Here is a 25619-nt window from a genome sequence, read left to right on the forward strand (position 1 = left end):
TCAACTCCCTGCGGTGGCGGACGCCAGCGCGTCGGCTCCGCCGACGATCTCGCTGATCTCCTGGGTGATCTCTGCCTGGCGGGCCTGGTTGGCCTGACGGGTGAGGGTGCGGATGAGCTCTTCGGCGTTGTCCGTCGCGGACTTCATCGCGCGTCGGCGGGCGGCGTGCTCGGACGCCGCGGACAGCAGCAGTGCGCCGTAGACGACGTTCTGGACGTACTGCGGGAGGAGCGCGTCGAGCACGGCCTCCGGGGAGGGCTCGAACTCGTACAGCGGGAACGGCAGGTCGGAGGCGTCCTCCAGGGGGACCACCTGGTCGACGACCTCCAGCGGCAGGATCCGGCGGACCCGCGGCTCCTGGGTCACCATCGACAGGAAGTGGGTATACACGATGTGGATCTCGTCCACCCCACCCTCCTCGGTCTTGGTGAGGAACCGCGCGAGCAGGTCGTCGGCGATCCGCTTGGCATCGGCGAAGGTGGGCTGGTCGGTGAAGCCGGTGTACTCCCCGCCCATCTCCCGGCCGCGGAACCGGTAGAACGACGCGCCCTTGCGGCCGACGACGTACGGGACGACCTCCATGCCGCGCTCCCCGCGCAGCGTCCCGGTCAGCGCCTCGCCCTCGCGGATGGCGTTGGTCGAGTAGGCGCCGGCCAGGCCGCGGTCGGCCGTGATGAGCAGCAGGGCGGCACGGTCGTTGAGCCGGGCCTTGGCCGTCAGCGGGTGCTTGGAGACGTCCGTCGCGTGTGAGGCGGCCGCCGACACGGCGGCGATGAGGTGGCGGGTGTAGGGCGCCGCCGCCTCGACCCGCTGCTGCGCCTTGACGATGCGGGACGAGGCGATGAGCTCCATCGCCTTGGTGATCTTCTTGGTCGCCTGGACGGAGCGGATCCGTCGTCGGTAGACCCTGAGCTGGGCTCCCATGCCTGCGGTCCCTCAGCCCCGCTTGACCCGGGTGATCTGGGTGGGGGCGATCTCGTCCTCGGGGAGGTTCGCCACCGGCTCGTCCTTCACCAGCATCTGGCCGGAGTTGGTCGTGTACTGCTTCTTGAACTCCGCAATGGCACTCTCGAGCAGCGCCACCGTGTCGTCGGACAGGTCACCGGTCTGGCGGATGCTGTCCAGGATCGCCTTGTGGTCGCGCCCCACGTAGTCGAGGAACTCGCGGTCGAACCGGCGAATCTCGTCGACCGGCACGTCGTCGAGCTTGCCGGTCGTACCCGACCACACCGACACGATCTCCTGCTCGACCGGGAACGGCTGGTACTGCGGCTGCTTGAGCAGCTCGACCAGGCGGGCCCCGCGCTCCAGCTGGGCCTTCGACGCGGCGTCGAGGTCGGAGCCGAACGCCGCGAACGCCTCCAGCTCGCGGAACTGGGCAAGGTCCAGACGCAGCCGACCGGCCACCTTGCGCATCCCCTTGGGCTGCGCGGACCCGCCGACCCGGGACACCGAGATGCCGACGTTGATGGCCGGGCGGACGCCGGAGTTGAACAGGTCGGACTCCAGGAAGCACTGCCCGTCGGTGATGGAGATGACGTTGGTCGGGATGTACGCCGACACGTCATTGGCCTTCGTCTCGATGATCGGCAGGCCGGTCATCGAGCCCGCGCCCATCTCGGCGCTGAGCTTGGCGCAGCGCTCGAGCAGCCGCGAGTGCAGGTAGAAGACGTCGCCGGGGTAGGCCTCGCGGCCGGGCGGGCGGCGCAGCAGCAGGGACACCGCGCGGTAGGCCTCGGCCTGCTTGGACAGGTCGTCGAAGATGATCAGGACGTGCTGGCCGTTGTACATCCAGTGCTGGCCGATGGCCGAGCCGGTGTAGGGGGCGAGGTACTTGAAGCCCGCCGGGTCGGACGCGGGCGCCGCGACGATGGTCGTGTAGGCCATCGCGCCGTACTCCTCCAGCGCCCCCTTGACCGAGGCAATGGTGGAGCCCTTCTGGCCGATCGCGACGTAGATGCACTTGACCTGCTTGGCCGGGTCGCCGGACTCCCAGTTCTCGCGCTGGTTGATGATCGTGTCGATCGCCACCGCGGTCTTGCCGGTCTGGCGGTCGCCGATGATCAGCTGGCGCTGACCGCGGCCGATGGCCGTCATGGCGTCGATGGCCTTGATGCCGGTGAGCATGGCCTCCTTCACCGGCTGGCGCTGCACCACCGTGGGCGCCTGCAGCTCCAGGGCCCGGCGGTCCTCCGCCGTGATCGGGCCGAGGCCGTCGATCGGGTTGCCCAGCGGGTCGACGACGCGGCCGAGGTAGCCGTCGCCGACGGGCACGGACAGGACCTCGCCGGTCCGCTTGACCAGCTGGCCCTCCTCGATCGCCGACCCGTCGCCGAGCAGCACGACGCCGATCTCGCGGACGTCGAGGTTGAGCGCGACGCCGAGCAGGCCGCCCTCGAACTCCAGCAGCTCGTTGGTCATCGCCGAGTGCAGACCCTCGACGCGGGCGATGCCGTCGCCGGTCTCGACGACGCGCCCGACCTCCTCGCGCGCGGTCTCGGGGGAGTACGACTCCACGTTCCGCTCGATCGCGTCCCGGATCTCCTCCGGCCGGATCGTCAGCTCCGTCATGGTGTCCTGCTCTCTCGTTCGGCCCGCCGGGTCGGCGGTGGTGTGCGGTGCCTGGGGCTGGTACGTGCGGGTGGTGCGGTGGTGCGTCGTGCGGTGGTCCGTCGTGCGGTGGTCCGTCGTGCGGTGGTCCGTCGTGCGGTGGTCCGTGGTGCGGTGGTCAGCCGAGCAGCGCCCGGCGGGCCTGCTCGAGCCGGCTGGCGACCGTGCCGTCGATGACCTCGTCACCGATCCGCACGGACACGCCGCCGACGACGTCGGGGTCGACGATCACGTTGAGCCGGACCTGCCGGCCCTTGAGCCGGCTGAGCGCGTCGGCGAGCCGGCGCTGCTGGTCGGCGTCGAGGGACACCGCGCAGGTGACCTCGGCCACGACCCGCTGCTGTTGCTGCGCGGCGAGGTCGCTGAGAGTGGCCACCGCCGCGTCGACCCGTCGACCGTGCAGGTGGCCGGCGAGGTACTCCAGCAGCTGCGCCGTGGCCGGCGCGGTCCGCTCCCCGAGGAGGTCACGGATCACCGCGGCCTTGGCCGCAGCCGGCTGCGCCGGGTCGGTGATCAGCATCTGCAGCTCGGGCGAGGCGTCGATGACCCGGCCGAACCGGAAGATCTCCTCCTCCACCCGGTCCAGGGACCCGTCGGCCTCGGCGGTCGTGAAGGCGGCCTGGGCGCCGAGCTGCTCCACCGCGTCGACCAGGTCGGCGTCGGTGGACCAGCGGGCCCGGACGATGCGCTGGACGACGTCGAGCGTGAGCGCGGAGACCCGGCCGGACAGGAGGGACGAGACGAGGTCAGCACGGACCCGCTCGGGCTGACCGGAGTCGGACAGGGTCAGGCGCAGCGCCTTCTCCCGGCCGAGCAGGTCGGCGACGGCCAGCAGCTCGCCGGACAGGGCGGCGAACCCCGGGTCGCTGCGCAGCCCGTCGAGCTGCTCGCGCAGCCCGGCGATGCTCTCCCGGCTGGCCCCGATCATCAGCGCCCCGTCTCGCCGGTGGTGGTCCCCGCCGACGTCTCGAGGTCGGCGAGGAAGCGGTCGACCGTCGCCCGGGCGCGGGCGTCGTCGGTGAGGGACTCACCGACGATCTTGTCCGCGAGCGTCATGGCCAACGCGCCCACCTCGCGCTTGAGCGTCGACATGGTCTGGCTGCGCTCGGCCTCCATCTGCGCCTCGGCGCGGGCGGTGACCGCGGCGGCCGCGGCCGCCGCCTCCGTCCGGGCCTCCTCGATGATGGACTGCCGGTCCGCCTGGGCCTGGGCCCGGATGGCGGCCGCCTCCTCGCGCGCCTGGGCGAGCTGGGCGCGGTAGGCCTCGAGCGTCGACTGCGCCTCGGCCTGGGCGTCCTCGGCCCGCTTGATCCCGCCCTCGATGGCGTCGGCGCGCTCGTCCAGCGTCTTCCGGATCCCCGGCAGCGCCAGCTTCGCGAGGAGGAAGAAGACGATGAGGAACGCCAGCGTCCCGAGGATCAGCTCGTCGAGCGGGACCGACAGGACGCTGTTGCCGCCCTCTTCGGCTGCTGCTAGCAACGACACGGTGGTTGTCCTTCGTCCGTGGGGTGACGGGTCCTAGCGGACGTCAGACGCCGTAGACGAACGGGACGACGAAGCCGATCAGGGCGAGCGCCTCGGCGAGGGCGAAGCCCAGCAGCATGTTCTGCCGGATCACGCCGTAGGCCTCCGGCTGCCGCGCGATGGCCTGCACGCCCTGGCCGAAGATGATGCCGATGCCGATGCCGGGGCCGATGGCGGCGAGGCCGTAGCCGATCGAACCGATCGAGCCGGTGACCTCAGCGAGGAGCGACATGTCGTGTCCTTTTCTGTCGGCCGGCGGTCCCTCCGCCGGTCAGGTCGTTCGTCGTGCGGGTCGTTCGTCGAGCAGGTCGTGCGTCGTACGGGTCGTGCGGTGGTGCGTCGTGCTCGGATCAGTGCTCGGGATGCAGCGCACCGGCGATGTAGACCGCGGTGAGCAGCGTGAAGATGTAGGCCTGCAGGGCCTGGATCAGGACCTCGAAGCCGGTGAGCGCGACCGTGATCGCGAACGACGCGGCGGAGCCGACCAGGCCGATGACGCTGGCGCTGAACAGGTACCAGGCGGCCACGGAGAACGTCACGATCAGAAGGTGGCCGGCGAACATGTTGGCGAACAGACGCACGGCGTGCGTGAACGGGCGGACCAGGATGTTCGAGACGAACTCGATCGGCGCCAGCAGCACGTACATCGGCTTGGGCACGCCCGGCGGGAACATCATGTTGGTGAAGAACTTGACCGGCCCCTGCTTGACGATGCCCAGCGGCACCCAGGTCAGGTAGACGATCAGGGCGAACGCGACCGGGATGGCGAACTGCGAGGTCACCGGGAACTGCGCGAACGGCAGGATCCCCATGAAGTTGAGGATCCAGACGAAGAAGAACAGCGAGAACAGGAACGGGACGTACTTGTCGCCGTCCTTGCCGATCGTGTCGCGGGCGATCCCGTCGCGGATGAACGAGTAGCCGACCTCGGCGACGTTCTGCACGCCGCGGGGAACCAGCTTCGGCTTGTGGAACGCCCAGATGAAGAACCCGGCGACCAGCACCACCGCGATCACCAGCAGGATCGTCGGCTTGCCGACGTTGAAGTCGATGCCCAGGAAGGTGAAGGTGAACAGCGGGTCGAAGGAGAAGATCTCCGCCCCCGGTGCGGGGAAATCGCACTCGGAGCCGAAGTGGCACCCCCACGCGCTGGCGAGCACCTGCTCAGGCACGACCGGCCTCCACGGCAGTCACGTCATCGGACACGGCGGCCGGGACGGAGCCCCGGCCGTCGAAGCGGCGGAGGCGGCTCACGTGCGCTCCGGCCCGTCGTCCCCCTGCGGGTCGGACAGCAGTCCGAGCCGGGTGAAGACGAGGTACATCGACAGGCCGAGGCCGACGAGGGCGCCTCCCGCGATGAACAGGCTGCGGTGACCCAGCCACAGGCTGAGCAGCCAGCCGATGCCCGCGTAGAGCACGATGCCGGCCAGCAGGTGGCCGACGATCATCCATGCGGCATCGGCCGTCGCGCGCCCTTCGGCCCGCGCCGCCGACCTCTTCGTCGCGCCCGAACCGTACCATCCGGGAACGCCGCCCCCGGAACCCGGTCGGGACCCCCCCGACGCGCTCACAGCAGCGGCCCCTGAGGCCCGCTGCCGGGCTCGACGTAGAGCACCTTGGTGCGGGAGAAGACCCAGACCTCGCCCACGGTCCAGGCCAGCGTGCAGGCCAGGATCGTCAGGGCGAAGACCTTGGTGTCGAAGGCCGTCGTGTCCTGGAACAGGACCAGCAGCATGAAGAGCACGCCGATCTTCACCAGGTACAGCGTGAGGGCGACCGTCATCGCCATCTGGGGGTTCGAGCGCAGCACCCGACCGAGCACGACCTGCCCGACGGAGAAGAAGACCAGGACCAGCACCGTGCCGAGCGCGGCGCCCACGGCACCCCCGCCGCCGGCGACGACGGCACCGATCACCACGGCGACGACGCCTACGAGCAGGGCCGGCAGACCGGCTCCCCGGAAGATGGCCGAGTCGACCCGGCCGGGGTCGACGGGAGCGGCTCCGGTCGGCGTGGGGCTCATGCGGGAGTGCCTCGCGAGGTGGGGGGCTGCGCCGGCGCGCCAGGCGCCGGTCGGGCCCGACGAGGCTATCCCAGGAGCCGGTCCCGGCCCAATCCGGCGGCGGACGCCGCCGGTGGCCGTCGGACGCGGCGCGCGGCCAGGACCAGCAGGACCACGCCGGCGAGGACCAGCAGGACCGTGACCGCGGGAGAGACGAACGCGCTGGCCACTGCCCCACCGGCGACCACCGCCGTCCAGCCGTACATCAGCAGCACCGCGCGGGACTGCGAGTGCCCCATCTCCAGCAGCCGGTGGTGCAGGTGCATCTTGTCCGGCGCGAACGGGGAGCGCCGGGCGCGGGTGCGCCGCACGACCGCCAGGGCCAGGTCCGCGAGCGGGATCGCGACCACCGCCAGCGGCAGCAGGATGGGCAGCAGCGCGGGCACGAGGGCGGCGCCCTGCAGGGCACCGGGGTCCACCTGGCCGGTGAGCGTGATCGTGCTCGTCGCCAGCAGCAGGCCGATGAGCATGGAGCCGGTGTCGCCCATGAAGAGGCGGGCCGGGTACCAGTTGTGCGGCAGGAACCCCACGCACATGCCGACCAGGGCGGCGCTGACCAGCGTCGCCAGCGTCGCCCGCTCGAAGCCGTACTCCACCGACAGCAGGTACGAGTAGACGAAGAACGCCAGCGCGGAGATGGCCACGATGCCCGCCGCCAGACCGTCGAGTCCGTCGACGAAGTTGATGGCGTTGACCGTCACCAGCACCACCAGCACCGTGAGCAGCACGCTGGTGAGCGGGTCCAGGACGAGCGTCCCGCCGATCGGCAGCCAGATGATCGCGATGCCCTGGAACGCCATCACGCCGGCCGCGAGGACCTGGCCGGCCAGTTTCGTGGGGGCGTCCAGGCCCCAGCGGTCGTCGATCACCCCGAGGGCGACGATCACGGCGGCCCCCGACAGCAGCGCGATCGGCTCCCGGGAGCCGTCGTCGAAGACCGCGCTCATCATCGGCAGCTTGCTGGCGAGCAGCAGTGCGGCCAGCAGGCCCAGGAGCATCGCCAGGCCGCCGAGCCGCGGGGTCGGCGCGTCGTGGACGTCGCGGTCACGCACCTCCGCGAGGGCACCCCACCGCGTCGCGACCCGCCGTGCCAGCGGGGTGGTCAGGTACGTGACCGCCGCCGCCGCCATGAGGCACAGCAGGTACTCGCGCACGGCGCGACCGCGACCTCAGCCGCGCGGATAGGCCGGGTGGCGGGACACCAGCGCGGCCACCTCGGCGCCGACCTCGGCCGCCGCCGCTCCGTCGGCGTCCCGGACGGCCCGCCCGATGAGGGACGCGACCTCCTTCATGTCCGACTCCGCCATGCCCTGGGTGGTGACCGCCGGGGTGCCGACCCGGATCCCCGAGGCCACCGCGGGCGGCTGGGGGTCGTAGGGGATGGCGTTCTTGTTCAGCGTGATGCGCGCGGCGTCGCAGCGGGCCTCGGCCTCGGCGCCGGTCACTCCCAGCGGCTGCAGGTCGATCAGCGCCAGGTGGGTGTCGGTACCGCCGCTGACCGGGCGCATCCCCTCGGCCGCCAGACCCTCCGCGAGGGCCTGGGCGTTGGCGATGACCTGCCGGGCGTAGGTCTGGTAGTCCGGCGAGGCGGCCTCGCGCAGCGCCACGGCCTTGGCCGCGACCGCGTGCATCAGCGGGCCCCCCTGCATCATCGGGAAGACCGCCTTGTCGATGGCCTGGGCGTGCTCGGCCTTCGACAGGATCATCCCGCCGCGGGGGCCGCGCAGGACCTTGTGCGTGGTGAAACACACGACGTCGGCGTACGGCACCGGGCTGGGGATGGCCTTGCCGGCCACCAGGCCGATGAAGTGAGCGGCATCGACCATCAGGATCGCGCCGACCTCGTCGGCGATCGCGCGGAAGGCGGCGAAGTCGATGAGCCGCGGGTACGCGGTCGCGCCGGCGATGATCATCTTGGGCCGGTGCCGGACGGCGAGGTCGCGCACCTCGTCGTAGTCGATCAGGTTGTCGTCCTCGCGCACGCCGTAGGACACGATGTCGAACCACTTGCCGCTGAAGTTCACCTTGGACCCGTGGGTCAGGTGGCCGCCGTGCGGCAGGCTCATGGCGAGCACCGTCTCGCCCGGCTTCACGAACGCGCCGTACGCGGCGATGTTGGCACTGGCGCCGGAGTGCGGCTGAAGGTTGGCGTGCTCGGCGCCGAAGAGCTCCTTGGCCCGCTCGATCCCGATCAGCTCCGCCTTGTCCACCTCCTGGCAGCCGCCGTAGTAGCGGCGGCCGGGGTAGCCCTCGGCGTACTTGTTCGACAGCGTCGAGCCCAGCGCCGCGAGCACCGCGGGCGAGGTGAAGTTCTCGCTGGCGATGAGCTGCAGGCCGCCGCGCAGCCGGTCCAGCTCGCCGAGGATCACGTCCGCGATCTCCGGGTCCTCCGCGGCCAGCGCGGCGAAGTCGGGGCCCCAGAACGGGACGTCGCTGCTCATGCGGTCTCCAGGGATCGGGACGTGGACCGCCGCCGGATGGCGGGGACGGCCGGCCGAGCGGCCGCCGCCGAGTCTACGCGGGCGCGGCCTCGTCCTCGGGGACCACGAGGTCCGCGACGACCTCACGCAGGACGTCGGCGTCGAAGGCACCCGGTCGCAGCAGGACGGGATGCTCGCCGGTGACGTCGACGACGGCGCTGGTCCGGGTCTCCGGGCAGGGACCGCCGTCGAGGTAGACCGCCACCGCGGGCCCGAGCTGCTCCTCGGCCTCGGCGACGGTGACCGGCGCGGGCAGGCCGGCCCGGTTGGCCGCGGTGACGACCAGCGGCCCCGTCTCCCGCAACAGTTCCAGCGCGACCGGCTGCAGCGGCATCCGCAGCGCCACGGTGCCGCCGGACTCGCCGAGGTCCCAGGCCAAGGTGGCGTGGGCGCGGGCGACCAGCGTGAGCGGGCCGGGCCAGAACGCCTCCATCAGCGCCCGCGCGGGCTGGCCCAGACCCGTGGCCAGGCCGTCGACGGTGCGCGGCCGTCCCACCAGCACCGGCAGCGGCAGGTCCCGGCCGCGGCCCTTGGCCTCCCGCAGCCGCTGCACTCCGCGGGCGGAGAAGGCGTCGGTGGCCAGGCCGTAGACCGCCTCGGTGGGCAGCACCACCAGGTCGCCGCGCCGCGCCGCGGACGCGGCGGTCGTCAGCCCGCGAGTCCGTTCCGAGGGGACCGCGCAGTCGATGACCAGCGCCACGGCGTCAGGCCCGCACCGCGACGGTGAAGCGCGGGCGCCGGGCAAGGTCGATCCGGTCGGCCACCTCGGTCCACACCGGCCGCCCCTCGGGCGTGTGCTGGTGGTCGGCGAGCACCTCGTCCACGACCTGGGCGCGCAGCAGGCCCGGCACGCCGGCGTCACCGGCCTGCTCGCCCTGCTCGTCCGCGTGCTCGACCACGAACACCCCGCCCGGGCGCAGCAGCAGGGCGGCGGTGACGGCCAGGCCGCGGACCACGTCCAGCCCGTCGGGGCCGCCGTACAGCGCCAGGACTGGGTCGTGGTCGCGGACCTCCGGGTCGCGCGGGACCGCGCGCTCGGGGATGTACGGCGGGTTCGACACGACCAGGGGGACCCGGCCGGCGAGCACGGACAGCGCCGCGCCGGGATCGGCCACGGTGGTCGCGTCCGCACGGTGCAGCACCACCCGCGAGCCGCGCGCGGCCAGCCGGTCCCGGTGCGCCTCGATGTTGTCGGCCGCCCAGTCCACGGCGGCCCCGTCCAGCTCGACCGCGTGGACCTCGACGCCGTCCAGCTCGGTCCCCAGCGACAGGGCGATGGCACCGGAGCCGGTGCACAGGTCGACCGCCAGCCGGTCGCCCGCGGGGAGGTCGGCCAGCACGGTCAGCGCCGTCTCGGCCACCAGCTCGGTCTCCGGCCGGGGTACGAACACCCCGCGCCCGACCTTCAGCTCCAGGTGCCGGAAGGCGGCCGTGCCGACGAGGTGCTGCAGCGGGACCCGGGCGATGCGCTTGACCAGCAGCTGCTCCAGCCGGACCCGCTGGGTGGAGGTCATCGGGTCCTGCAGGAGCAGCCGGGTGCGCGGCACCCCGAGCACGTGCGCGACCAGCGTGGCGGCGTCGGCCGACGGGGACGGGACGCCGGCGGCCGCCAGCCGCTTCTCCGCGTCCACCAGCACGTCGCGCATCGAGACCCGGCCGCCGCGGGTGTTGCGGTCCTCGAAGGACAGGTCGGAGCCGTGCCAGGTCACCGGGACTCCCCCGCGTGGGCGCCGGCCGACTCGAGTCGGGCGGCCTCGTCGGCCGCCAGGCAGGCCTCGACCACGGCGTCGAGGTCGCCGTCGAGCACCTGGTCGAGGTTGTGCGCCTTGAAGCCGACCCGGTGGTCGGAGATGCGGTTCTCCGGGAAGTTGTAGGTGCGGATCCGCTCGCTGCGGTCGACCGTGCGCACCTGGGACCGACGGGCGTCGGACGCCTCCCGGGCCGCCTCCTCCTCGGCCTGCGCCAGCAGGCGGGCGCGCAGGATCCGCAGCGCCTGCTCGCGGTTCTGCAGCTGGGACTTCTCGTTCTGGCACGAGACGACGATCCCGGTGGGCAGGTGGGTGATGCGCACCGCGGAGTCGGTGGTGTTGACGCTCTGGCCACCCGGCCCGCTGGACCGGAACACGTCGATGCGCAGGTCGTTCGGGTCGACGGTGACGTCCACGTCCTCCGCCTCGGGTAGGACGAGCACCCCGGCCGCGGAGGTGTGGATGCGGCCCTGCGACTCCGTCACGGGGACCCGCTGGACCCGGTGGACGCCGCCCTCGAACTTCAGCCGGGCGTACGGCGCCTCGCCCCGCTCGGGATCACCGCGCGACTTCACCGCCACGGACACGTCCTTGTAGCCCCCGAGGTCGGACGGCTCGGCGTCGAGGACCTCGGTGCGCCAACCGCGGCGCTCGGCGTAGCGCAGGTACATCCGCAGCAGGTCGCCGGCGAACAGCGCGGACTCCTCGCCGCCCTCGCCCGCCTTGACCTCGAGGATGACGTCCTTGTCGTCCAGGGGGTCCTGGGGCAGCAGCAGGGTGCGCAGCCGGTCCGCGAGCTCCTCGCGGCGGACCCCCTGGGCGTCCGCCTCCGCCCGGAACCCGGGGTCCTCGGCCGCCAGCTCCTCGGCGGCGGCCTCGTCGGCCACGGCCGCGCGCCAGTCCCGGTACGTCCCGACCACGGCGCGCAGCGAGGCGTAGCGGCGCCCGATCCGGCGCGCCTCGGCCTGGTCGGCGTGCACCGCCGGGTCGGCCAGCAGCCGCTCGAGGTCGGCGAACTCGCGTTCGAGCTCCTCGCAGGCCTCGAACACGGGGCGCCCTCCGGGCGGGTACGGGACGGGGCGGGCGCCGGTCCGGGGCCGCCCGACGACCCGGCGTGCGGGTGCGGACGGTCCCGGGCCGGCGCCCGGGGTCGTGCTAGGAGTCGGTGGTGGCCGCGTCGGCGGCCGGCTTCTCGGCCGCAGCCTCGCCGGCCTTGGCCTTGCCACCCTTGGCGCCGAAGCGGGCCTCGAACTTGGCGACCCGGCCGCCGGTGTCGAGGATCTTCTGCTTGCCGGTGTAGAACGGGTGGCACTGCGAGCACACGTCGGCGTGGATGACGCCGTTCTTCGCGGTGCTGCGGGTGGTGAACGTGTTCCCGCAGGTGCAGGTGACGGTGGTCTCGCCGTACTGCGGGTGGATGTCGGGCTTCACGACAGGTTCTCCTCGTCTCGGGCTCCCGGGTCGCGGGCGCGGACGCACCCCGCGTGAACCGGGACCGGCGCACGAGTATTCCACCCGTCGGCGCAGCGGCCAAAACCAGTCACTCCCGTCCCAGGGATCTCTCCGAAAAAAGTTGCCCCTCGGGCCTCAAGTTCCCCGGGAACCGGCCGAAGCACACCTGGCACGGGTCCGCCCGACCGGGCGGGCCCCACCGGGTACCGGCGGTTCGCGGGGGTCCGACCGCCGATGTCGATGAGGGGAACCACACCATGCCGCGTCCCACCGCGTCCCAGCGCAAGGCCCTGCGCGCCGCCGCCGTGCCCGTCGCCCTGCTCGCCTCCGGCGCGCTGGTGTGGCAGGGCTCGTACGCCGCCTTCACCGCCGAGACGAACTCGGGGTCCAACGCCTGGACCACCGGCGTGGTCTCACTGAGCAACGACCTGACCGGCCAGGCCGTGTTCAGCGAGCTGAAGATCCGCCCCGGGGCCAGCGGCTCCAAGTGCGTGACCGTGACCAACACCAGCGACTACGAGGGCACGGTGAAGTTCTGGGCCACCGTCTCCCCCGGCGGCAACAACGGCGCGAACCTGGCGAACGCGCTGCAGGTGACGGTCGAGCGCGGCGCCTCCTGCACCGCGTTCACCGCGGTCGGCACGCCGTACGCCACGGGCGCCATGAGCGGGCTGCCCACGTCCGGCGCCCCCGCAGCGGACACCTGGGCGGCGACCGCCGTCGGTGGCGCCAGCGCCAGCCAGGCCTACCGGATCAGCTGGAACCTCCCGGGCACGACGACCGAGTCCGCCGCGGACGCCTCGGTCGACACGGTGTTCACCTGGAAGCTCGAGGTCCCGAACGCCGTCTGAGCGACCCCGTCACCACCCTCGTCGGAGGCAGGCCATGGAGCACGTCGTCCCGGGGCGGCCGGACCCTCGGGACGACCTGCCCGAGGGCGTCCGGCCGGTCCGGGACCCCGGGTCATCCGACCCGGACGGGGCGGACTGGGACGGCATCGACCGGCTCACCGACCTGGTGGCGCTGCGCGCCGGCGACGACCGGCCGGCCGTCGAGGGGTCGGTCGTGGACCTCAGCGGTGGGACCTCTAGCGCCGGGAGCAGGCTCGATTCGCTGCTGGACCTCACCGACACCGACGGCCGGGAGCCGGTCGTCGATCTTACCGGGGCCGGCCGGCCCGTCCGCGCTGAGGGGGCGGACGGGCCGGTCGCGGTGCTGCACCGACCCGAGTCGGGCTTCACCGTCCCCCGCTCCCTGACCGACGCCGACTCCGACTCCGAGGAACCGTCGTGGCCCCGGGTCGCCGGAGCCGTCCTCGCCCGGGTCGTGCTCGCGCTCGGGGTCGGCCTGCTGCTGTGGGCCACCGCCCCGGCGCTGCTCGGCTGGTCCGCCCAGGTCGTCCTCACCGAGTCGATGTCCCCCCGCGTCAACCCCGGTGACGTCGTCCTCGCGGTGGACGTGGACCCGGCCACGCTGCGCGCGGGCCAGGTCATCCTGTTCCGCGACCCGGAGAACCCCGGACGGTCCCTGGTCCACCGCATCGCCGACGTGGGAGAAGACGGCTCGCTCACCACCCGGGGCGACCACAACCAGTCCCCGGACGCGGCTCCCGTGACCCCGGACCTGGTCGAGGGCCTGGCCCGGCTGCGGGTCCCCTTCGCCGGGTTGCCGGTGCTGTGGGCGACCCAGGGCCGCTGGTTCTCGCTGCTGCTGCTCGTGGTCGCTGCGCTGGCGCTGGTCCGGATCGCTGCCGCCGACCGGGACCGGACCGCCTCGGCGGGCGCGCAGGACGCCGACTCGCCGAACCCGGACTCGGGCACCCCGGTCGGGTCCGGCCACGCACGCCCCGGCCCGCAGGCCGGGGACCACGTCCCCGTCGTGGTGGCGCCGCCCGCACCGCCGCGGCTGCGCCCGGCCGTCGTGTTCATCACCCTCGGGGTGGGCGTCGCCGCGACGGGTCTGCTGCTGACCGTCGTGGCAGGCGGCACGGCAAGGGCGGCGTTCCGGGCCGAGTCTCCCGCCCCGGGCAACACCTGGACGTCGGCGCCGACCTTCGTCACCGCGGACTACCCGGCCGCGGTGCTGGCGGACGACCCGCTGATGTTCTTCCGGCTGAACGACTCCCGTGGCACGGTAGCGATCAACAGCGCGCCCGGAGGGCAGCCGGGGAACTACGGGAATGCGAACCGGTGGGCGTTCGGCGTCACCCCGGAGCCGCTGCCCAACAACCCGGGCACCGCGGTGCAGCCGGTCAACCCCAACGCCTGCCTGTCCACCTCACCGCAGGTCGCCGCGCCCACGACGTACTCCGTCGAAGCCTGGTTCCGCGCGAACCCGGGGGCGGACGGTCAGCTGGTCGGCTTCCAGGGCGCTGCGACCGGGACCGGCGGGAACGACGACCGGCACCTGTACCTCACACCGGGCGGAGCCCTGTCCTTCGGCGTGGGCCGGGCCAACGACATGACAGTGGCGTCCACCACGGCCGGCTACGCCGACGGGCAGTGGCACCAGGTCGTGGTCACCCGCACGCCCGCGCAGACCAAGATCTACGTCGACGGCACCCCCGTGGTGAGCGGGCCGCCCGGCACCACGTGGACCTACAACGGCTACTGGCGGATCGGCTGCGGGAACCTGAACGGATGGCCCGGAGCCCCGGTGAGCCAGCCGAACCGCGGGGTGTTCGGCGGTGCGCTGGCCAACGTGGCGATCTACCCGACGGCCCTGTCCGACGCTCGGATCCAGGCCCACTTCGCGGCCCGCTGACCTACGCGGCCCGCTGACGCGACGACGCGGGGGCGGCACCGGCACCGGGCCGGGCCGCCCCCGCGTCGCGCGTGCCGGCTGGGACGTCAGTCGTCGTCGTGGCCGTTGCCGGTGGTCGGCGTCGTCTTCTGCACCTGCAGCAGGAACTCGTAGTTGCTCTTGGTGTCCCGCAGCTTGTTGAGGAGCAGCTCGATGGCCTGCTGCTGGTCGAGCGCGTGCAGCACCCGGCGCAGCTTCCAGACGATCTTCAGCTCCTCGTGCGACATGAGCAGCTCCTCCTTGCGGGTGCCGGACGCGTCCACGTCCACCGCGGGGAAGATCCTCTTGTCGGCGAGCTTGCGGTCGAGCTTGAGCTCCATGTTCCCGGTGCCCTTGAACTCCTCGAAGATGACCTCGTCCATCCGGGAGCCGGTCTCGACCAGGGCGGTCGCGAGCACGGTCAGCGAGCCCCCGTGCTCGATGTTGCGGGCGGCGCCGAAGAACCGCTTGGGCGGGTACAGCGCGGTGGAGTCCACACCGCCGGACAGGATCCGGCCGGAGGCGGGCGCGGCCAGGTTGTAGGCGCGGCCGAGCCGGGTCATCGAGTCCAGCAGCACGACGACGTCGTGCCCGAGCTCCACCAGCCGCTTGGCCCGCTCGATCGCGAGCTCGGCGACGATCGTGTGGTCCTCGGCCGGGCGGTCGAAGGTCGAGGCGATGACCTCGCCCTTGACCGACCGCTGCATGTCGGTGACCTCCTCGGGCCGCTCGTCGACGAGGACGACCATGAGGTGGCACTCGGGGTTGTTGTGGGTGATGGCGTTGGCGATGGCCTGCAGCACCATCGTCTTGCCGGCCTTCGGCGGGGAGACGATGAGGCCGCGCTGCCCCTTGCCGATGGGAGCGACCAGGTCGATGACCCGGGTCGTGAGGTTGGTGGGGTCGGACTCCAGCCGGAGCCGGGCCTGCGGGTACAGCGGGGTGAGCTTGCCGAACTCGGGCCGGTTGCGGGCCTCGTCGGGCTCGGTGCCGTTGACGGTGTCGACGCGGACCAGCGGGTTGAACTTCTCCCGCCGCTCCCCCTCGCGCGGCTGCCGGATCGCGCCGGTGACGGCGTCGCCCTTGCGCATGCCGAACTTCTTGACCAGGGACAGGGAGACGTACACGTCGTTCGGACCGGGCAGGTAGCCGCTGGTCCGCACGAACGCGTAGTTCTCCAGCACGTCGAGGATGCCCGCGACCGGGACGAGCACGTCGTCCTCGGAGATCTCCGGCTCGCCCTCGCCCATGCCGCCGCGCTGGCGGTCGCGCCGGTCGCGGTAGCGGTCCCGGCCGCGGCGGCGCCGGCGCCGGCCGCCGCGCTCGTCGTCGTCGTCGTACCCGCCCTGGTTCTGGTTGCGGCCGCCGCCCTGGCGGTCGTTCTGCCGGTCGTTGCCGCGGTCGTTCTGCCGGTCGTTCTGCCGGTCGTTCTGCCGGTCGTTCTGCCGGTCGTTCTGCCGGTCGTTCTGCCGGTCGTTCTGCCGGTCGTTGCCGCGGTCGTTCTGCCGGTCGTTCTGCCGGTCGTTCTGGCCGCCGCGGTCGTTCTGGCGGTCCTGCCGATCGCCGCGCTGCTCATCGCCGCGGCGCTGCTCGCGCTGCTGGGGGGGACGCTGCTCGCGGTCCCCGCCGTTGGCCCGGGAGTCCCGCCGCTCCGGCTGGTCCTGGGGCGCGTCGGCGCGCTCGGTCTTGGTCTGACCGGCCGGGCGGGACGACCCGCCGCCGGACTGGCGCTCCGCGATGGCGGCGACGAGGTCGCTCTTGCGCATACCGCTGGCGCCGGGGATGCCGAGCTGCGAGGCGAGCTGCTTGAGCTCGGGGAGCAGCATCGACGACAGTCCGGTTCCGCGCCGGCGCTTGGGCGCCTCGTCCGCGGTCTCGACCGTCTGCATGGTGTCGGTCACTCGGTAGTCCTTCGGTGAGATGGACCGGAGCGGTCCCCCTCCGGGACGCGCTCCGCGTGCGGACCGGTCGTCGACCGGTGCCGCGATCGCTCAGGGCCTTCGGGTGGAGGTACGGGACCAGACCTGAAGTCGGTGCCGGACGTGCCGACGCACTGCGCAACCGATCTCGACGTGGGAACGGCGAGCCAGGGAGAGCGACTGCGAGAGGCCGGACGGAACGGGCCGCCGGAGCCCTGGAGCGCCCTCACCATAACACCCCCGCGGCGTTCGACCGCGCACCACACCCCGGCGGGGTCCGCCGCGCACCGTGACCCGCGGTGCCTCCTCAGCCGTCGGTGGACGACCGAGCACCGCGACGGTCCGGTGCGAGCGGCAGCACCCGCATGTCCGCGTCGGCCAGACCGGGCACGACGTCAGCGGTGCGCACGTCCGCGAGCGCCAGCACCGTGGGGCCGGCGCCGGAGATCACCGCGGGGACGCCTTCGGCTCGCAGCGCGCTCATCACGTCGTGGGACCGCGGGAAGGCCGGGCGCCGCGCGTCCTGGTGCAGTCGGTCCTCCGTTGCCGTCATCAGCAGCGAGGGGTCCTGAGTGATCGCGTGCACCAGCAGCGCGGACCGCCCGGCGTTGAACGCGGCGTCACGGTGCGGCACGGACTCCGGCAGCAGGGCCCGGGCCGCCTTCGTGGCCACCCCCTGCGACGGGACCAGCGCGATCGGCATCAGGTCCGGGTGCGGCTCCAGCCGGACGGCGCTGGCCGCCAGGACCGCGCGGCCGTCCTCCTCCACCGCCTCCGTCTCATCCGACCAGGACAGCGTGAACCCGCCCATCAGCGCGGCCGCCACGTTGTCGGGATGGCCCTCCAGGGTGGCTACCAGGTCGAGCACGGACGCGTCCGGCAGCCGGTCCGGCCCGTCGACGACCATCGCGCGGGCCAGCAGCACGCCCGCGACGATCGCGGCGGCGGACGAGCCCAGGCCCCGGGCGTGCGGAATGCGGTTCACACAGGTCAGCGCGAGCCCGGCAGGGCGACCGCCCATCGCATCGAAAGCACGGTGCATGGTGCGAACAATCAGGTGATCCTCGTTGCGCGGCAACGAGTCCGCGCCCTCGCCGACGATCTCGACACGCAGCCCCGGGCCGTCCAGGGCGACTGCGGCGAGCTCGTCCACGAGGTCCAGGGCGAGGCCGAAGACGTCGAAGCCGGGGCCGAGGTTGGCGCTCGTGGCAGGGACGACGACCCGCACCGGGCCCTCGACGAAGGCGGGCGGCGGTCCAGGGCGGTCCGGCACCGCTCAGCCCAGCCCGAGCGCGGCCGCTGCCGCGACGGCGTCGACCGGGACAACCACTGGGTCCTTGGCCGACTCCAGCGCCCACTGCACGTCCTTGAGCCCGTTCCCGGTCAGCGTGCAGACGATCCGCTGGCCGGGGTCGAGACGCCCCGCCGCGTGCATCTGCAGCAGGCCGGCCACGCTGGCCGCGCTCGCAGGCTCGCAGAACAGACCCTCCTCCGCGGCCAGCAGCCGGTAGGCCGCGAGGATCTGCTCGTCGGTGACCGAATCGATGACCCCACCGGACTCGTCGCGCGCCTCCTCGGCCTGCCGCCACGACGCCGGGTTACCGATCCGGATCGCCGTGGCGATCGTCTCCGGGGTCGCCACCGGGTGGCCGAGGACGATCGGTGCCGCGCCGGCGGCCTGGAAGCCCCACATCCGCGGCCGGCGGGTCGCCGGACCGTCGTCGGCGTACTCCCGGTATCCCTTCCAGTAGGCGGTGATGTTGCCCGCGTTGCCGACCGGCAGGCAGTGGATGTCAGGGGCGTCGCCGAGCAGGTCGACGATCTCGAAGCTCGCGGTCTTCTGGCCCTCGATCCGCGCCGGGTTCACGCTGTTGACCAGCGCGACCGGGTAGTTGTCGGACAGGTCGCGCGCCAGGTCCAGGCAGTCGTCGAAGTTGCCGTCGACCTGCAGCAGGGTGGCGCCGTGCACCAGCGCCTGGGCCAGCTTGCCCATGGCGATCTTCCCCTGCGGCACCAGGACGGCGCAGACCATCCCCGCCTTCACCGCGTACGCCGCGGCGCTGGCGCTGGTGTTGCCGGTCGACGCGCAGATGACCGCCTTCGCGCCCTCCTCCGCGGCCTGCGAGATCGCCATCGTCATCCCGCGGTCCTTGAACGAGCCGGTCGGGTTGGCACCCTCGTACTTGAGCCACACCTCGCAACCGGTCGCCCGGCTCAGCGACTCCGCAGGGACGAGCGGAGTGCCGCCCTCGCGCAGCGAGACCACCGGCGTCGTGTCGGACACCGGGAGCCGGTCGCGGTACTCCTCGATCACCCCGCGCCACTGGTGCGCCATCAGTTGCCCGCCTCCCCTTCGACGCGCATGACGCCGACGACGTTCTTGACCGCGTCCATCCCACGCAGCTCCTCCACCGTGGCGCTCAGCGCCCGGTCGGTCGCCCGGTGGGTGCGGACCACGAGCCCGGCGTCGTCCCCGTGGCCGTCCTGGCGGACGTTCTGGATGCTGACGCCGTGCTCGGCGAAGACCTGGGCGATCGTGGCGAGCACGCCCGGCCGGTCGGCGACGTCGAGGTTGACGTAGTAGCGGGTGACGGCGTCACCCACGGGCCGGACGTCGAGGTCGGCGTACGTCGACTCCCCCGGGCCGCGGCCACCGGAAACCTTGTTGCGGGCGGCCGCGACGATGTCGCCGAGAACGGCTGACGCAGTGGGGGTACCGCCCGCACCGCGCCCGTAGAACATCATCTGCCCGGCGGCGTCGGCCTCGACGAACACCGCGTTGAACGCCTCGCGCACGCTGGCGAGCGGGTGCGACCTGGGCACCATCGTCGGGTGCACGCGGACGATGACACCTTGCTCGTCGTCCGCGAGCTCGGCCACGGCGAGCAGCTTGATGACGAAACCCATGTCCTGGGCGGCCTGGACGTCGGACAGCGTGACGCCCGAGATCCCTTCGCACGACACGTCTTCCAGCGTCACCCGGGTGTGGAACGCGAGCTCGGCCAGGATCGCTGCCTTGGCGGCCGCGTCATGTCCCTCCACGTCGGCGGTGGGATCCGCCTCGGCGTAGCCGAGCGCCTGCGCCTCGGCCAGCACCTCGGCGTAGTCGGCTCCCTCCTCGTCCATCTTAGTGAGGATGAAGTTGGTGGTCCCGTTGACGATGCCGAGGACGCGGCGGACCCGGTCGCCGGCCAGCGACTCGCGCAGCGGCCGCAGCAGTGGGATCGCGCCGGCGACGCTGGCCTCGAAGTACAGGTCGACGCCCTGCGCCTCCGCCGCGGCGTACAGCGTGGCACCGTCCTCGGCCAGCAGTGCCTTGTTGGCCGTGACGACCGAGGACCCGGACTTCATCGCGGCCAGGATCAGCGACCGAGCCGGTTCGATGCCGCCCATCAGCTCGACCACGACGTCCGCGCCGGACGCCGCCAGCGACTCCGCGTCGGTCGTGAGCTGACCCGGGTCGATGCCCTCACGGGGCTTGCCCGCGTCGCGGACCGCGACCCCGACCAGGTCCAGCGGGGCACCTACCCGCGCGGTCAGGTCGGCGGCGTGCTCGCGCATCAGCCGGGCGACCTGGGTGCCCACCGTGCCGCCGCCCAGCAGCGCGACCGTGAGGGGACGCGGTTCGGCGGCGGACGTGCTCATGCGGGCTCCTTCGACGGGGTCGGCGCACCGGGGGACGGGCGGCCGGCGCGCCCCACAGCCTCTCAGAGTCCGGGGCCCCGACGGGAATCGGGTTTCCGGCGGTCAGGCGCCCGGGTCGAGGGACAGCAGGTCGTCCTCGGTCTCGCGCCGCAGGACGACGGCGGTGGCGCCGTCCCGCACGCTCACCACGGCCGGGCGCGGCAGGTAGTTGTACGACGACGCCATCGCCCGGCAGTAGGCCCCGGTCGCCGCCACGGCGAGCAGGTCGCCCGGGGCGAGGTCCGCGGGCAGCCAGGCGTCGCGCACCACCACGTCACCACTCTCGCAGTGCTTCCCCACGATCCGGGTGAGCATCGGCTCCGCGTCCGAGGTCCGGCTGGCCAGCGTGACCGTGTAGTCGGCGTCGTACAGCGCGGTCCGGATGTTGTCGCTCATCCCGCCGTCGACCGAGACGTAGGTACGCACCACTCCGTGGCCGAGGTCCACGGGCTTCACCGTGCCGACCTCGTACAGCGTCACGCCCGAGGGCCCGACGACGGCGCGGCCCGGCTCCACGGCCAGCCGGGGCACCGGGATCCCGGCGTCCGCGCAGGCCTTCGACACGATCTCCCTCAACTGCGCCGCCATCTCGGCCACGTCCAGCGGGTCGTCGGCATCGACGTAGGCGATGCCCATGCCGCCGCCGAGGTTCAGCTCCCCGACCTCGATCCCCTGCTCGTCGCGCAGCCGGGCGGCAAGTGACGCCAGGCGTGCGGCGGCCACCTCGAAGCCCGCCGGGTCGAAGATCTGGGACCCGATGTGCGAGTGCAGCCCGACCAGGCGCAGCGACGGCAGCTTCGCGATCCGGCGGACGGCCTCCTCCGCCTCGCCACCGGCGAGCGACAGCCCGAACTTCTGGTCCTCGTGGGCGGTGGCGATGAACTCGTGGGTGTGCGCCTCGACGCCGACCGTCACGCGCACCAGGACAGGGGCGACCGTGCCCCGCTCCTCCGCCAGGGCGGCCAGCCGGGCGATCTCCAGGTAGGAGTCCACCACGAAGCGACCCACGCCGGCGTCCAGCGCCCGCGCCAGCTCGGGCACGGACTTGTTGTTGCCGTGGAACAGGATCCGCTCCCCGGGGACTCCCGCTCGGAGGGCCACCGCGAGCTCTCCACCGCTGCACACGTCGAGGTTGAGACCTTCGTCCATGATCCAGCGCGCCACCGTCGTGGCCAGGAACGCCTTGCCCGCGTAGTAGACGTCCGCCGGAGTGTCCCCGTCGTCGTACGCGCCGTGGTAGCCCCGGGCGCGGGCCCGGAAGTCGGCCTCGTCCATCACGAACAGGGGGGTCTGGAACTGCCCCGCGAGGTCGCGCACGTCGGCGCCGGCGATCCGCAGCACCCCGTCGGGGTCCCGGTCCGCACCCGCGGGCCAGATCCGGGGGTCGATGCGGTGCAGGTCCTCCGCCGAGCCCGGTCGCTGCGGGGCGCCTCCGGGCGTGAGGACGTCACCGTGCCGGGGGCCTGCGGGGTGGGCGCGCATCCGGAAAGGCTAGCGACGGCTCCGGGCCCGACGGCCCTACCCCGTCCCGTGCGAGCGCCCTAGCGTCGAATCGCCGGGACGGGTGCCGGCCCGGTCGGTCGACGTCCTCGGGAGGTCGCCATGGCAATCCGTCGCACCCCGCACGACTCCCCCGCCCCGGCCCGCTTGGACCGGTCCCTGCCGGACGGCCCGCTGCCGCCGGACCACGCGCTCGAGACGGCGCTGGTGGGCCTGGTCTCCGACGGGACCCTGACCGACGACCAGGCGCGGGCGGTGCGGGCCGCCCGCGCGGGCGCCGCCGAGGCGGAGGCTCGCTCCCAGGGCGCCCCCGCGGTCCGCCGGTCCCCCGTCCCCGAGATCCTCGGCTACGCCGGCGCGGCCCTGCTCGGCAGCGCCAGCCTCAGCCTCGTCCTCAACTCCTGGGACCGGTGGCCGGAGGGGCTGCGACTCGGCCTGCTCGCCGCCGCCGTCGTGGTCCTCTGGGCCGCCGGTCTGACCGCGATGGCGCTGGGCGGCGGGCGCCGCGCGGTGGCCGGTCAGGACAACCGGCGCCGCCTGGTCGCCACGCTGCTGGCCCTGTCCGTCCCGCTGGCCGGGCTGGCCACGCTGCAGGCCCTCGACCTGGCGATGGCCCTGCCGGACCGTAGCCCGTGGTACCTGCTCCCCGGCGTCGTGGCGTTCGCGGTCGCGGTCGGCGCGGCCGTGCTGGTGCGCGGGGCGATGACGACGCTGGCGGTGGCCGCGGGCGCGTTCTGGACCGCGGCGGCCACCGCGATGGTCCTCTTCTCCGACGTGACCGAGACCTGGGTGGCCCCGGTGGCCGCGTGGGTCCTGGGCATCGTTTGGCTGTACGCGGCCCCGCGCCTGCTCGCCGTACCCCGGCTGGGCGAGGCACTCGGCATGGCCTGGCTGCTGATGGGGCTGGTGCCCGCCGCGATGCGCCCGGTGGACGAGTTCGCGCGTGGCGAGCTCCCGGCCGAGGTGATGACGGCCGCCTGGGTCTCCCGCAGCCTGCTGCTGGTGATGGCGGTGGGCTGCCTGCTGATGTTCGCCCGCGGCGCGCACTGGCCGTACGCCGCAGGCGGGGTCGCGGCCGGCGTCTTCGCGGCCCTGAGCATCGGCGGCGGCACGCTCGGCTGGATCGCCGGGATGTTCGTGGCCGGCGCGGTGCTCCTGGCGCTCAGCGCGGTGCTGGTCGTGATCCGGCGGCGGCGGGAGGCGGCGGCTACATCCGCTCCGGGGCCGTGACGCCGCACAGGTGCAGACCGTTGGCCAGCGTCTGCCGGGCGGCGGCGCACAGCCACAGCCGGGCCACGTGGATCGGCTCGACCTGCTCGTCGCCGCGCGGCAGCACCCGGCAGGAGTCGTAGAACTTGTGGTAGGCCGTGGCCAGGTCCTCCAGGTAGCGGGCGACCCGGTGCGGCTCGCGCAGCTCGGCGGCGGACGCCACCACGCGGGTGAACTCGCCCAGCACGCCCAGCAGGTCGCTCTCCCGGTCGTGCGTGAGCAGCGCCGGGTCGAACGGCATGCTCCGCCAGTCGATCCCGAGGTCCGCGGCGTTGCGCAGGACCGAGGAGATCCGCGCGTGGGCGTACTGCACGTAGAAGACCGGGTTGTCGTTGGTGCGCTGGGTGAGCAGGTCGATGTCCAGCGTCAGCGGGGAGTCCGCCGGGTAGCGGATCAGGGTGTAGCGGGCGGCGTCGACGCCGACCTCGTCGACCAGGTCCTCCAGGGTGATGATGTTCCCGGCCCGCTTGGACAGCCGGACCTCCTCGCCTGCCTTGTACATCTTCACGAGCTGGCCGATGAGGACCTCGATGTTGCGGTCCATGTCGTCGCCCGCGCAGGCGGCGACCGCCCGCAGCCTGTTGACATAGCCGTGGTGGTCAGCGCCGAGCAGGTAGATGTTGATGTCGAAGCCCCGCGCACGCTTGTCGACGTAGTACGCGGTGTCGGACGCGAAGTAGGTCAGCTCGCCGTCCGCCTTGACCAGCACCCGGTCCTTGTCGTCGCCGAAGTCGGTGGTGCGCAGCCAGACCGCGCCGTCCTGCTCGAAGACGTGCCCCTGCTCCCGCAGCTTGGCCAGGCCGCGGTCCACGGCCCCGGACGTGTGCAGCGACCGCTCGGAGTACCAGACGTCGAAGTGGGTGCGGAACAGCTCCAGGACGTCCTTCTGCTGCTGCAGCTGCAGCGCGTAGCCGGCCTCCCGGAAGGCCTCCATCTGCTCGTCGTCGGGCAGGTCCCGGATGCCCGGGTCCTCCGCCACGATCCGGGCTGCCAGGTCCATGATGTAGGCGCCGTGGTAGCCGTCCTCGGGCACCGGCCGGCCGTGCGCGGCCGCCTTGATGGACTCGCCGAACCGGTCCATCTGCACGCCGCGGTCGTTGATGTAGAACTCCCGCGCCACCGACGCGCCCGCGGCCTCCAGCACCCGCGCGATGGCGTCGCCGACCGCGGCCCAGCGGGTGTGCCCCAGGTGCAGCGGCCCGGTCGGGTTGGCGGAGATGAACTCGACGTTGACGCTCTCCCCGTCGAGGGAGTCCCCGCGGCCGTAGGCGGGGCCCGCGTCCACGACCGTGCGGGCCAGCTCGCCCTGGGCCGCGGACTCCAGCACCACGTTGATGAAGCCCGGCCCCGCCACCTCCGTGGACGCGATCCCGTCCACCTCGGCCAGCGCGTCGGCGACCAGCTGGGCCACCTCGCGGGGCGGGCGGCCGGCGGGCTTGGCCAGCTGCATGGCCACGTTGGTCGCGTAGTCGCCGTGCTCCCGGTTGCGGGGGCGCTCGACCTTGACCTCGCCGGGGACCTCGACGGCGAGGGCACCCTCGTCGACGAGCCGCTGGAGCACCGCCGCGAGGGCCTCGGAGAGCTGGTCGGGCGTCATGGCGCCGGAGCCTACCCAGGCCGTCGCGGAGGTGCCCCGGGCCGCTCCCGGCGACGCGACCGTGCCGAGTGGTGCCCGGCACCCCCGCGGACCCGCTACACTCGTGACCGCTGAGCACCACCACCGTTCTACGGCGCCCGTGGACCACGTCTCCGGGCGCTTTGCTACATAGAGATGTCCGCTTCACGGCTAGTCCACGAGCGATCTCCACGAGCAGGACGACGGCGAGGCACGGCACCAGGCGGGGAGCAACAAGGCGACTCGCAGTTTTTCGCTCAAGGAGATTCGCATGACTCAGGGCACCGTGAAGTGGTTCAACGCCGAGAAGGGCTTCGGGTTCATCGCCCAGGCCGATGGCGGCGCTGACGTCTTCGTCCACTTCTCGGCCATCCAGATGGACGGCTACCGCACGCTGGAGGAGAACCAGCGCGTCGAGTTCGAGATCGTCCAGGGCCCCAAGGGCCCCCAGGCGGAGAACGTCCGCCCGGCCTGATCGCTGGCTTCACCGGTAGGGGTCCCGTCGCGACGGGGCCCCTTCCGGCGTTCCCGGGCCCGTGATGTGATGGCTGGGTGCGCACCCTGCTGAACCTGCTCTGGCTGGTGTTCGTAGGCATCGGCACGGCGCTGACCTACGTGCTGGCCGGGGTCATCTCCTTCATCCTCATCGTCACCATCCCCTTCGGCATCGCCTGCTTCCGGCTGGCCGGCTACGCGCTGTGGCCGTACGGACGGACGGTGGTGCACGACCCGGAGGCGGGTGCGATGAGCACGATCGGCAACGTGCTGTGGTTCGTGTTCGCCGGCTGGTGGCTGGCGCTGTCCCAGTTCGTCGCCGGGATCGTCTACTGCGTGACGATCATCGGGATCCCATTCGGGATCGGGCTGTTCAAGCTGGCCCGGCTGTCGCTGAACCCGCTCGGCAAGCAGGTGGTGCCGGTGGAGTTCGCCGACGTGGCGCGCGGCGGGGTGTCCGCATACGTGCCCGTGCAGTAG

Annotated in this window: 25 protein-coding genes; 5 read left to right on the plus strand and 20 right to left on the minus strand. The window is 72.9% G+C overall.

Features of this window, described 5'->3' with window-relative positions:
* The 14 genes from R2737_00590 to rpmE all read right to left on the minus strand — a co-directional run bounded on the left by R2737_00590 (position 1) and on the right by rpmE (position 11855).
* A complete protein-coding gene (locus tag R2737_00590) occupies positions 1 to 924 on the minus strand; it encodes a F0F1 ATP synthase subunit gamma (protein ID MEZ5114735.1) in 924 nt (307 codons plus the stop codon).
* A gap of 12 nt (positions 925 to 936) precedes the next feature.
* The gene (gene atpA / locus R2737_00595; GenBank protein MEZ5114736.1) at positions 937 to 2571 is read right to left on the minus strand and encodes a F0F1 ATP synthase subunit alpha; all 1635 of its coding nucleotides are present in this window, start codon (positions 2569 to 2571) and stop codon (positions 937 to 939) included.
* A 157-nt stretch (positions 2572 to 2728) separates the two neighbouring features.
* On the minus strand, positions 2729 to 3538 hold the full coding sequence (locus R2737_00600) for a F0F1 ATP synthase subunit delta (GenBank protein MEZ5114737.1): 810 nt from the start codon (positions 3536 to 3538) through the stop codon (positions 2729 to 2731).
* Positions 3538 to 4095: a F0F1 ATP synthase subunit B gene (locus R2737_00605; GenBank protein ID MEZ5114738.1), complete on the minus strand. Its 558-nt coding sequence runs from the start codon at positions 4093 to 4095 to the stop codon at positions 3538 to 3540. The genes R2737_00600 and R2737_00605 overlap by 1 nt, the downstream gene beginning before the upstream one ends.
* Positions 4096 to 4138: 43 nt before the next feature.
* Positions 4139 to 4366, minus strand: coding sequence for an ATP synthase F0 subunit C (gene atpE / locus R2737_00610; protein ID MEZ5114739.1), 228 nt, complete (start codon positions 4364 to 4366; stop codon positions 4139 to 4141).
* Between the two features lie 118 nt (positions 4367 to 4484).
* The gene (gene atpB, locus R2737_00615) at positions 4485 to 5306 is read right to left on the minus strand and encodes a F0F1 ATP synthase subunit A (GenBank protein MEZ5114740.1); all 822 of its coding nucleotides are present in this window, start codon (positions 5304 to 5306) and stop codon (positions 4485 to 4487) included.
* Between the two features lie 78 nt (positions 5307 to 5384).
* Complete coding sequence (locus R2737_00620) at positions 5385 to 5582, minus strand: hypothetical protein (GenBank protein ID MEZ5114741.1); 198 nt, start codon at positions 5580 to 5582, stop codon at positions 5385 to 5387.
* A gap of 119 nt (positions 5583 to 5701) precedes the next feature.
* Complete coding sequence (locus tag R2737_00625) at positions 5702 to 6157, minus strand: hypothetical protein (protein MEZ5114742.1); 456 nt, start codon at positions 6155 to 6157, stop codon at positions 5702 to 5704.
* Positions 6158 to 6222: 65 nt separating this feature from the next.
* Entirely contained in the window at positions 6223 to 7350 is a 1128-nt protein-coding gene (locus R2737_00630) for an MraY family glycosyltransferase (GenBank protein ID MEZ5114743.1), read from the minus strand.
* A gap of 15 nt (positions 7351 to 7365) precedes the next feature.
* A complete protein-coding gene (gene glyA, locus R2737_00635) occupies positions 7366 to 8637 on the minus strand; it encodes a serine hydroxymethyltransferase (GenBank protein MEZ5114744.1) in 1272 nt (423 codons plus the stop codon).
* A 73-nt stretch (positions 8638 to 8710) separates the two neighbouring features.
* Positions 8711 to 9376, minus strand: coding sequence for an L-threonylcarbamoyladenylate synthase (locus R2737_00640; GenBank protein MEZ5114745.1), 666 nt, complete (start codon positions 9374 to 9376; stop codon positions 8711 to 8713).
* A gap of 4 nt (positions 9377 to 9380) precedes the next feature.
* Complete coding sequence (locus R2737_00645; GenBank protein ID MEZ5114746.1) at positions 9381 to 10385, minus strand: HemK/PrmC family methyltransferase; 1005 nt, start codon at positions 10383 to 10385, stop codon at positions 9381 to 9383.
* Complete coding sequence (gene prfA / locus R2737_00650) at positions 10382 to 11473, minus strand: peptide chain release factor 1 (GenBank protein MEZ5114747.1); 1092 nt, start codon at positions 11471 to 11473, stop codon at positions 10382 to 10384. Before prfA ends, R2737_00645 begins: the two co-directional genes overlap by 4 nt.
* Positions 11474 to 11579: 106 nt before the next feature.
* The gene (gene rpmE, locus R2737_00655; protein ID MEZ5114748.1) at positions 11580 to 11855 is read right to left on the minus strand and encodes a 50S ribosomal protein L31; all 276 of its coding nucleotides are present in this window, start codon (positions 11853 to 11855) and stop codon (positions 11580 to 11582) included.
* A gap of 278 nt (positions 11856 to 12133) precedes the next feature.
* Here rpmE and R2737_00660 point away from each other — a divergent pair, with 278 nt between their 5' ends.
* Both R2737_00660 and R2737_00665 read left to right on the plus strand, forming a co-directional pair.
* Positions 12134 to 12727 (plus strand): hypothetical protein, encoded by a 594-nt coding sequence (locus tag R2737_00660; GenBank protein ID MEZ5114749.1) that lies wholly within the window; start codon positions 12134 to 12136, stop codon positions 12725 to 12727.
* Between the two features lie 34 nt (positions 12728 to 12761).
* On the plus strand, positions 12762 to 14639 hold the full coding sequence (locus R2737_00665) for a signal peptidase I (protein MEZ5114750.1): 1878 nt from the start codon (positions 12762 to 12764) through the stop codon (positions 14637 to 14639).
* Between the two features lie 86 nt (positions 14640 to 14725).
* On the opposite strand, the gene rho is transcribed toward R2737_00665, so the two are convergent.
* The 5 genes from rho to lysA form a co-directional block, all read right to left on the minus strand.
* Positions 14726 to 16558, minus strand: coding sequence for a transcription termination factor Rho (rho, locus tag R2737_00670; protein MEZ5114751.1), 1833 nt, complete (start codon positions 16556 to 16558; stop codon positions 14726 to 14728).
* Positions 16559 to 16883: 325 nt separating this feature from the next.
* On the minus strand, positions 16884 to 17849 hold the full coding sequence (gene thrB / locus R2737_00675) for a homoserine kinase (protein ID MEZ5114752.1): 966 nt from the start codon (positions 17847 to 17849) through the stop codon (positions 16884 to 16886).
* Between the two features lie 3 nt (positions 17850 to 17852).
* Positions 17853 to 18911, minus strand: coding sequence for a threonine synthase (gene thrC / locus R2737_00680; GenBank protein MEZ5114753.1), 1059 nt, complete (start codon positions 18909 to 18911; stop codon positions 17853 to 17855).
* On the minus strand, positions 18911 to 20221 hold the full coding sequence (locus R2737_00685; protein MEZ5114754.1) for a homoserine dehydrogenase: 1311 nt from the start codon (positions 20219 to 20221) through the stop codon (positions 18911 to 18913). The genes thrC and R2737_00685 overlap by 1 nt, the downstream gene beginning before the upstream one ends.
* Before the next feature lie 102 nt (positions 20222 to 20323).
* Positions 20324 to 21742, minus strand: coding sequence for a diaminopimelate decarboxylase (gene lysA / locus R2737_00690; protein MEZ5114755.1), 1419 nt, complete (start codon positions 21740 to 21742; stop codon positions 20324 to 20326).
* A 120-nt stretch (positions 21743 to 21862) separates the two neighbouring features.
* On the opposite strand from lysA, the gene R2737_00695 reads away from it, so the two are divergent.
* Positions 21863 to 22990 carry a hypothetical protein gene (locus tag R2737_00695; protein ID MEZ5114756.1) on the plus strand — a complete coding sequence of 376 codons (1128 nt, stop codon included), beginning with the start codon at positions 21863 to 21865 and terminating at the stop codon, positions 22988 to 22990.
* Here R2737_00695 and argS read toward each other — a convergent pair.
* Entirely contained in the window at positions 22968 to 24626 is a 1659-nt protein-coding gene (gene argS / locus R2737_00700) for an arginine--tRNA ligase (GenBank protein ID MEZ5114757.1), read from the minus strand. The two genes, R2737_00695 and argS, sit on opposite strands and share 23 nt — an antisense overlap.
* A 289-nt stretch (positions 24627 to 24915) precedes the next feature.
* On the opposite strand from argS, the gene R2737_00705 reads away from it, so the two are divergent.
* Positions 24916 to 25119 carry a cold-shock protein gene (locus tag R2737_00705; GenBank protein MEZ5114758.1) on the plus strand — a complete coding sequence of 68 codons (204 nt, stop codon included), beginning with the start codon at positions 24916 to 24918 and terminating at the stop codon, positions 25117 to 25119.
* Between the two features lie 77 nt (positions 25120 to 25196).
* A complete protein-coding gene (locus R2737_00710; protein MEZ5114759.1) occupies positions 25197 to 25619 on the plus strand; it encodes a YccF domain-containing protein in 423 nt (140 codons plus the stop codon).

This window comes from Candidatus Nanopelagicales bacterium (genome assembly GCA_041393815.1).
Taxonomy (GTDB): domain Bacteria; phylum Actinomycetota; class Actinomycetes; order S36-B12; family JAWKJK01; genus JAWKJK01.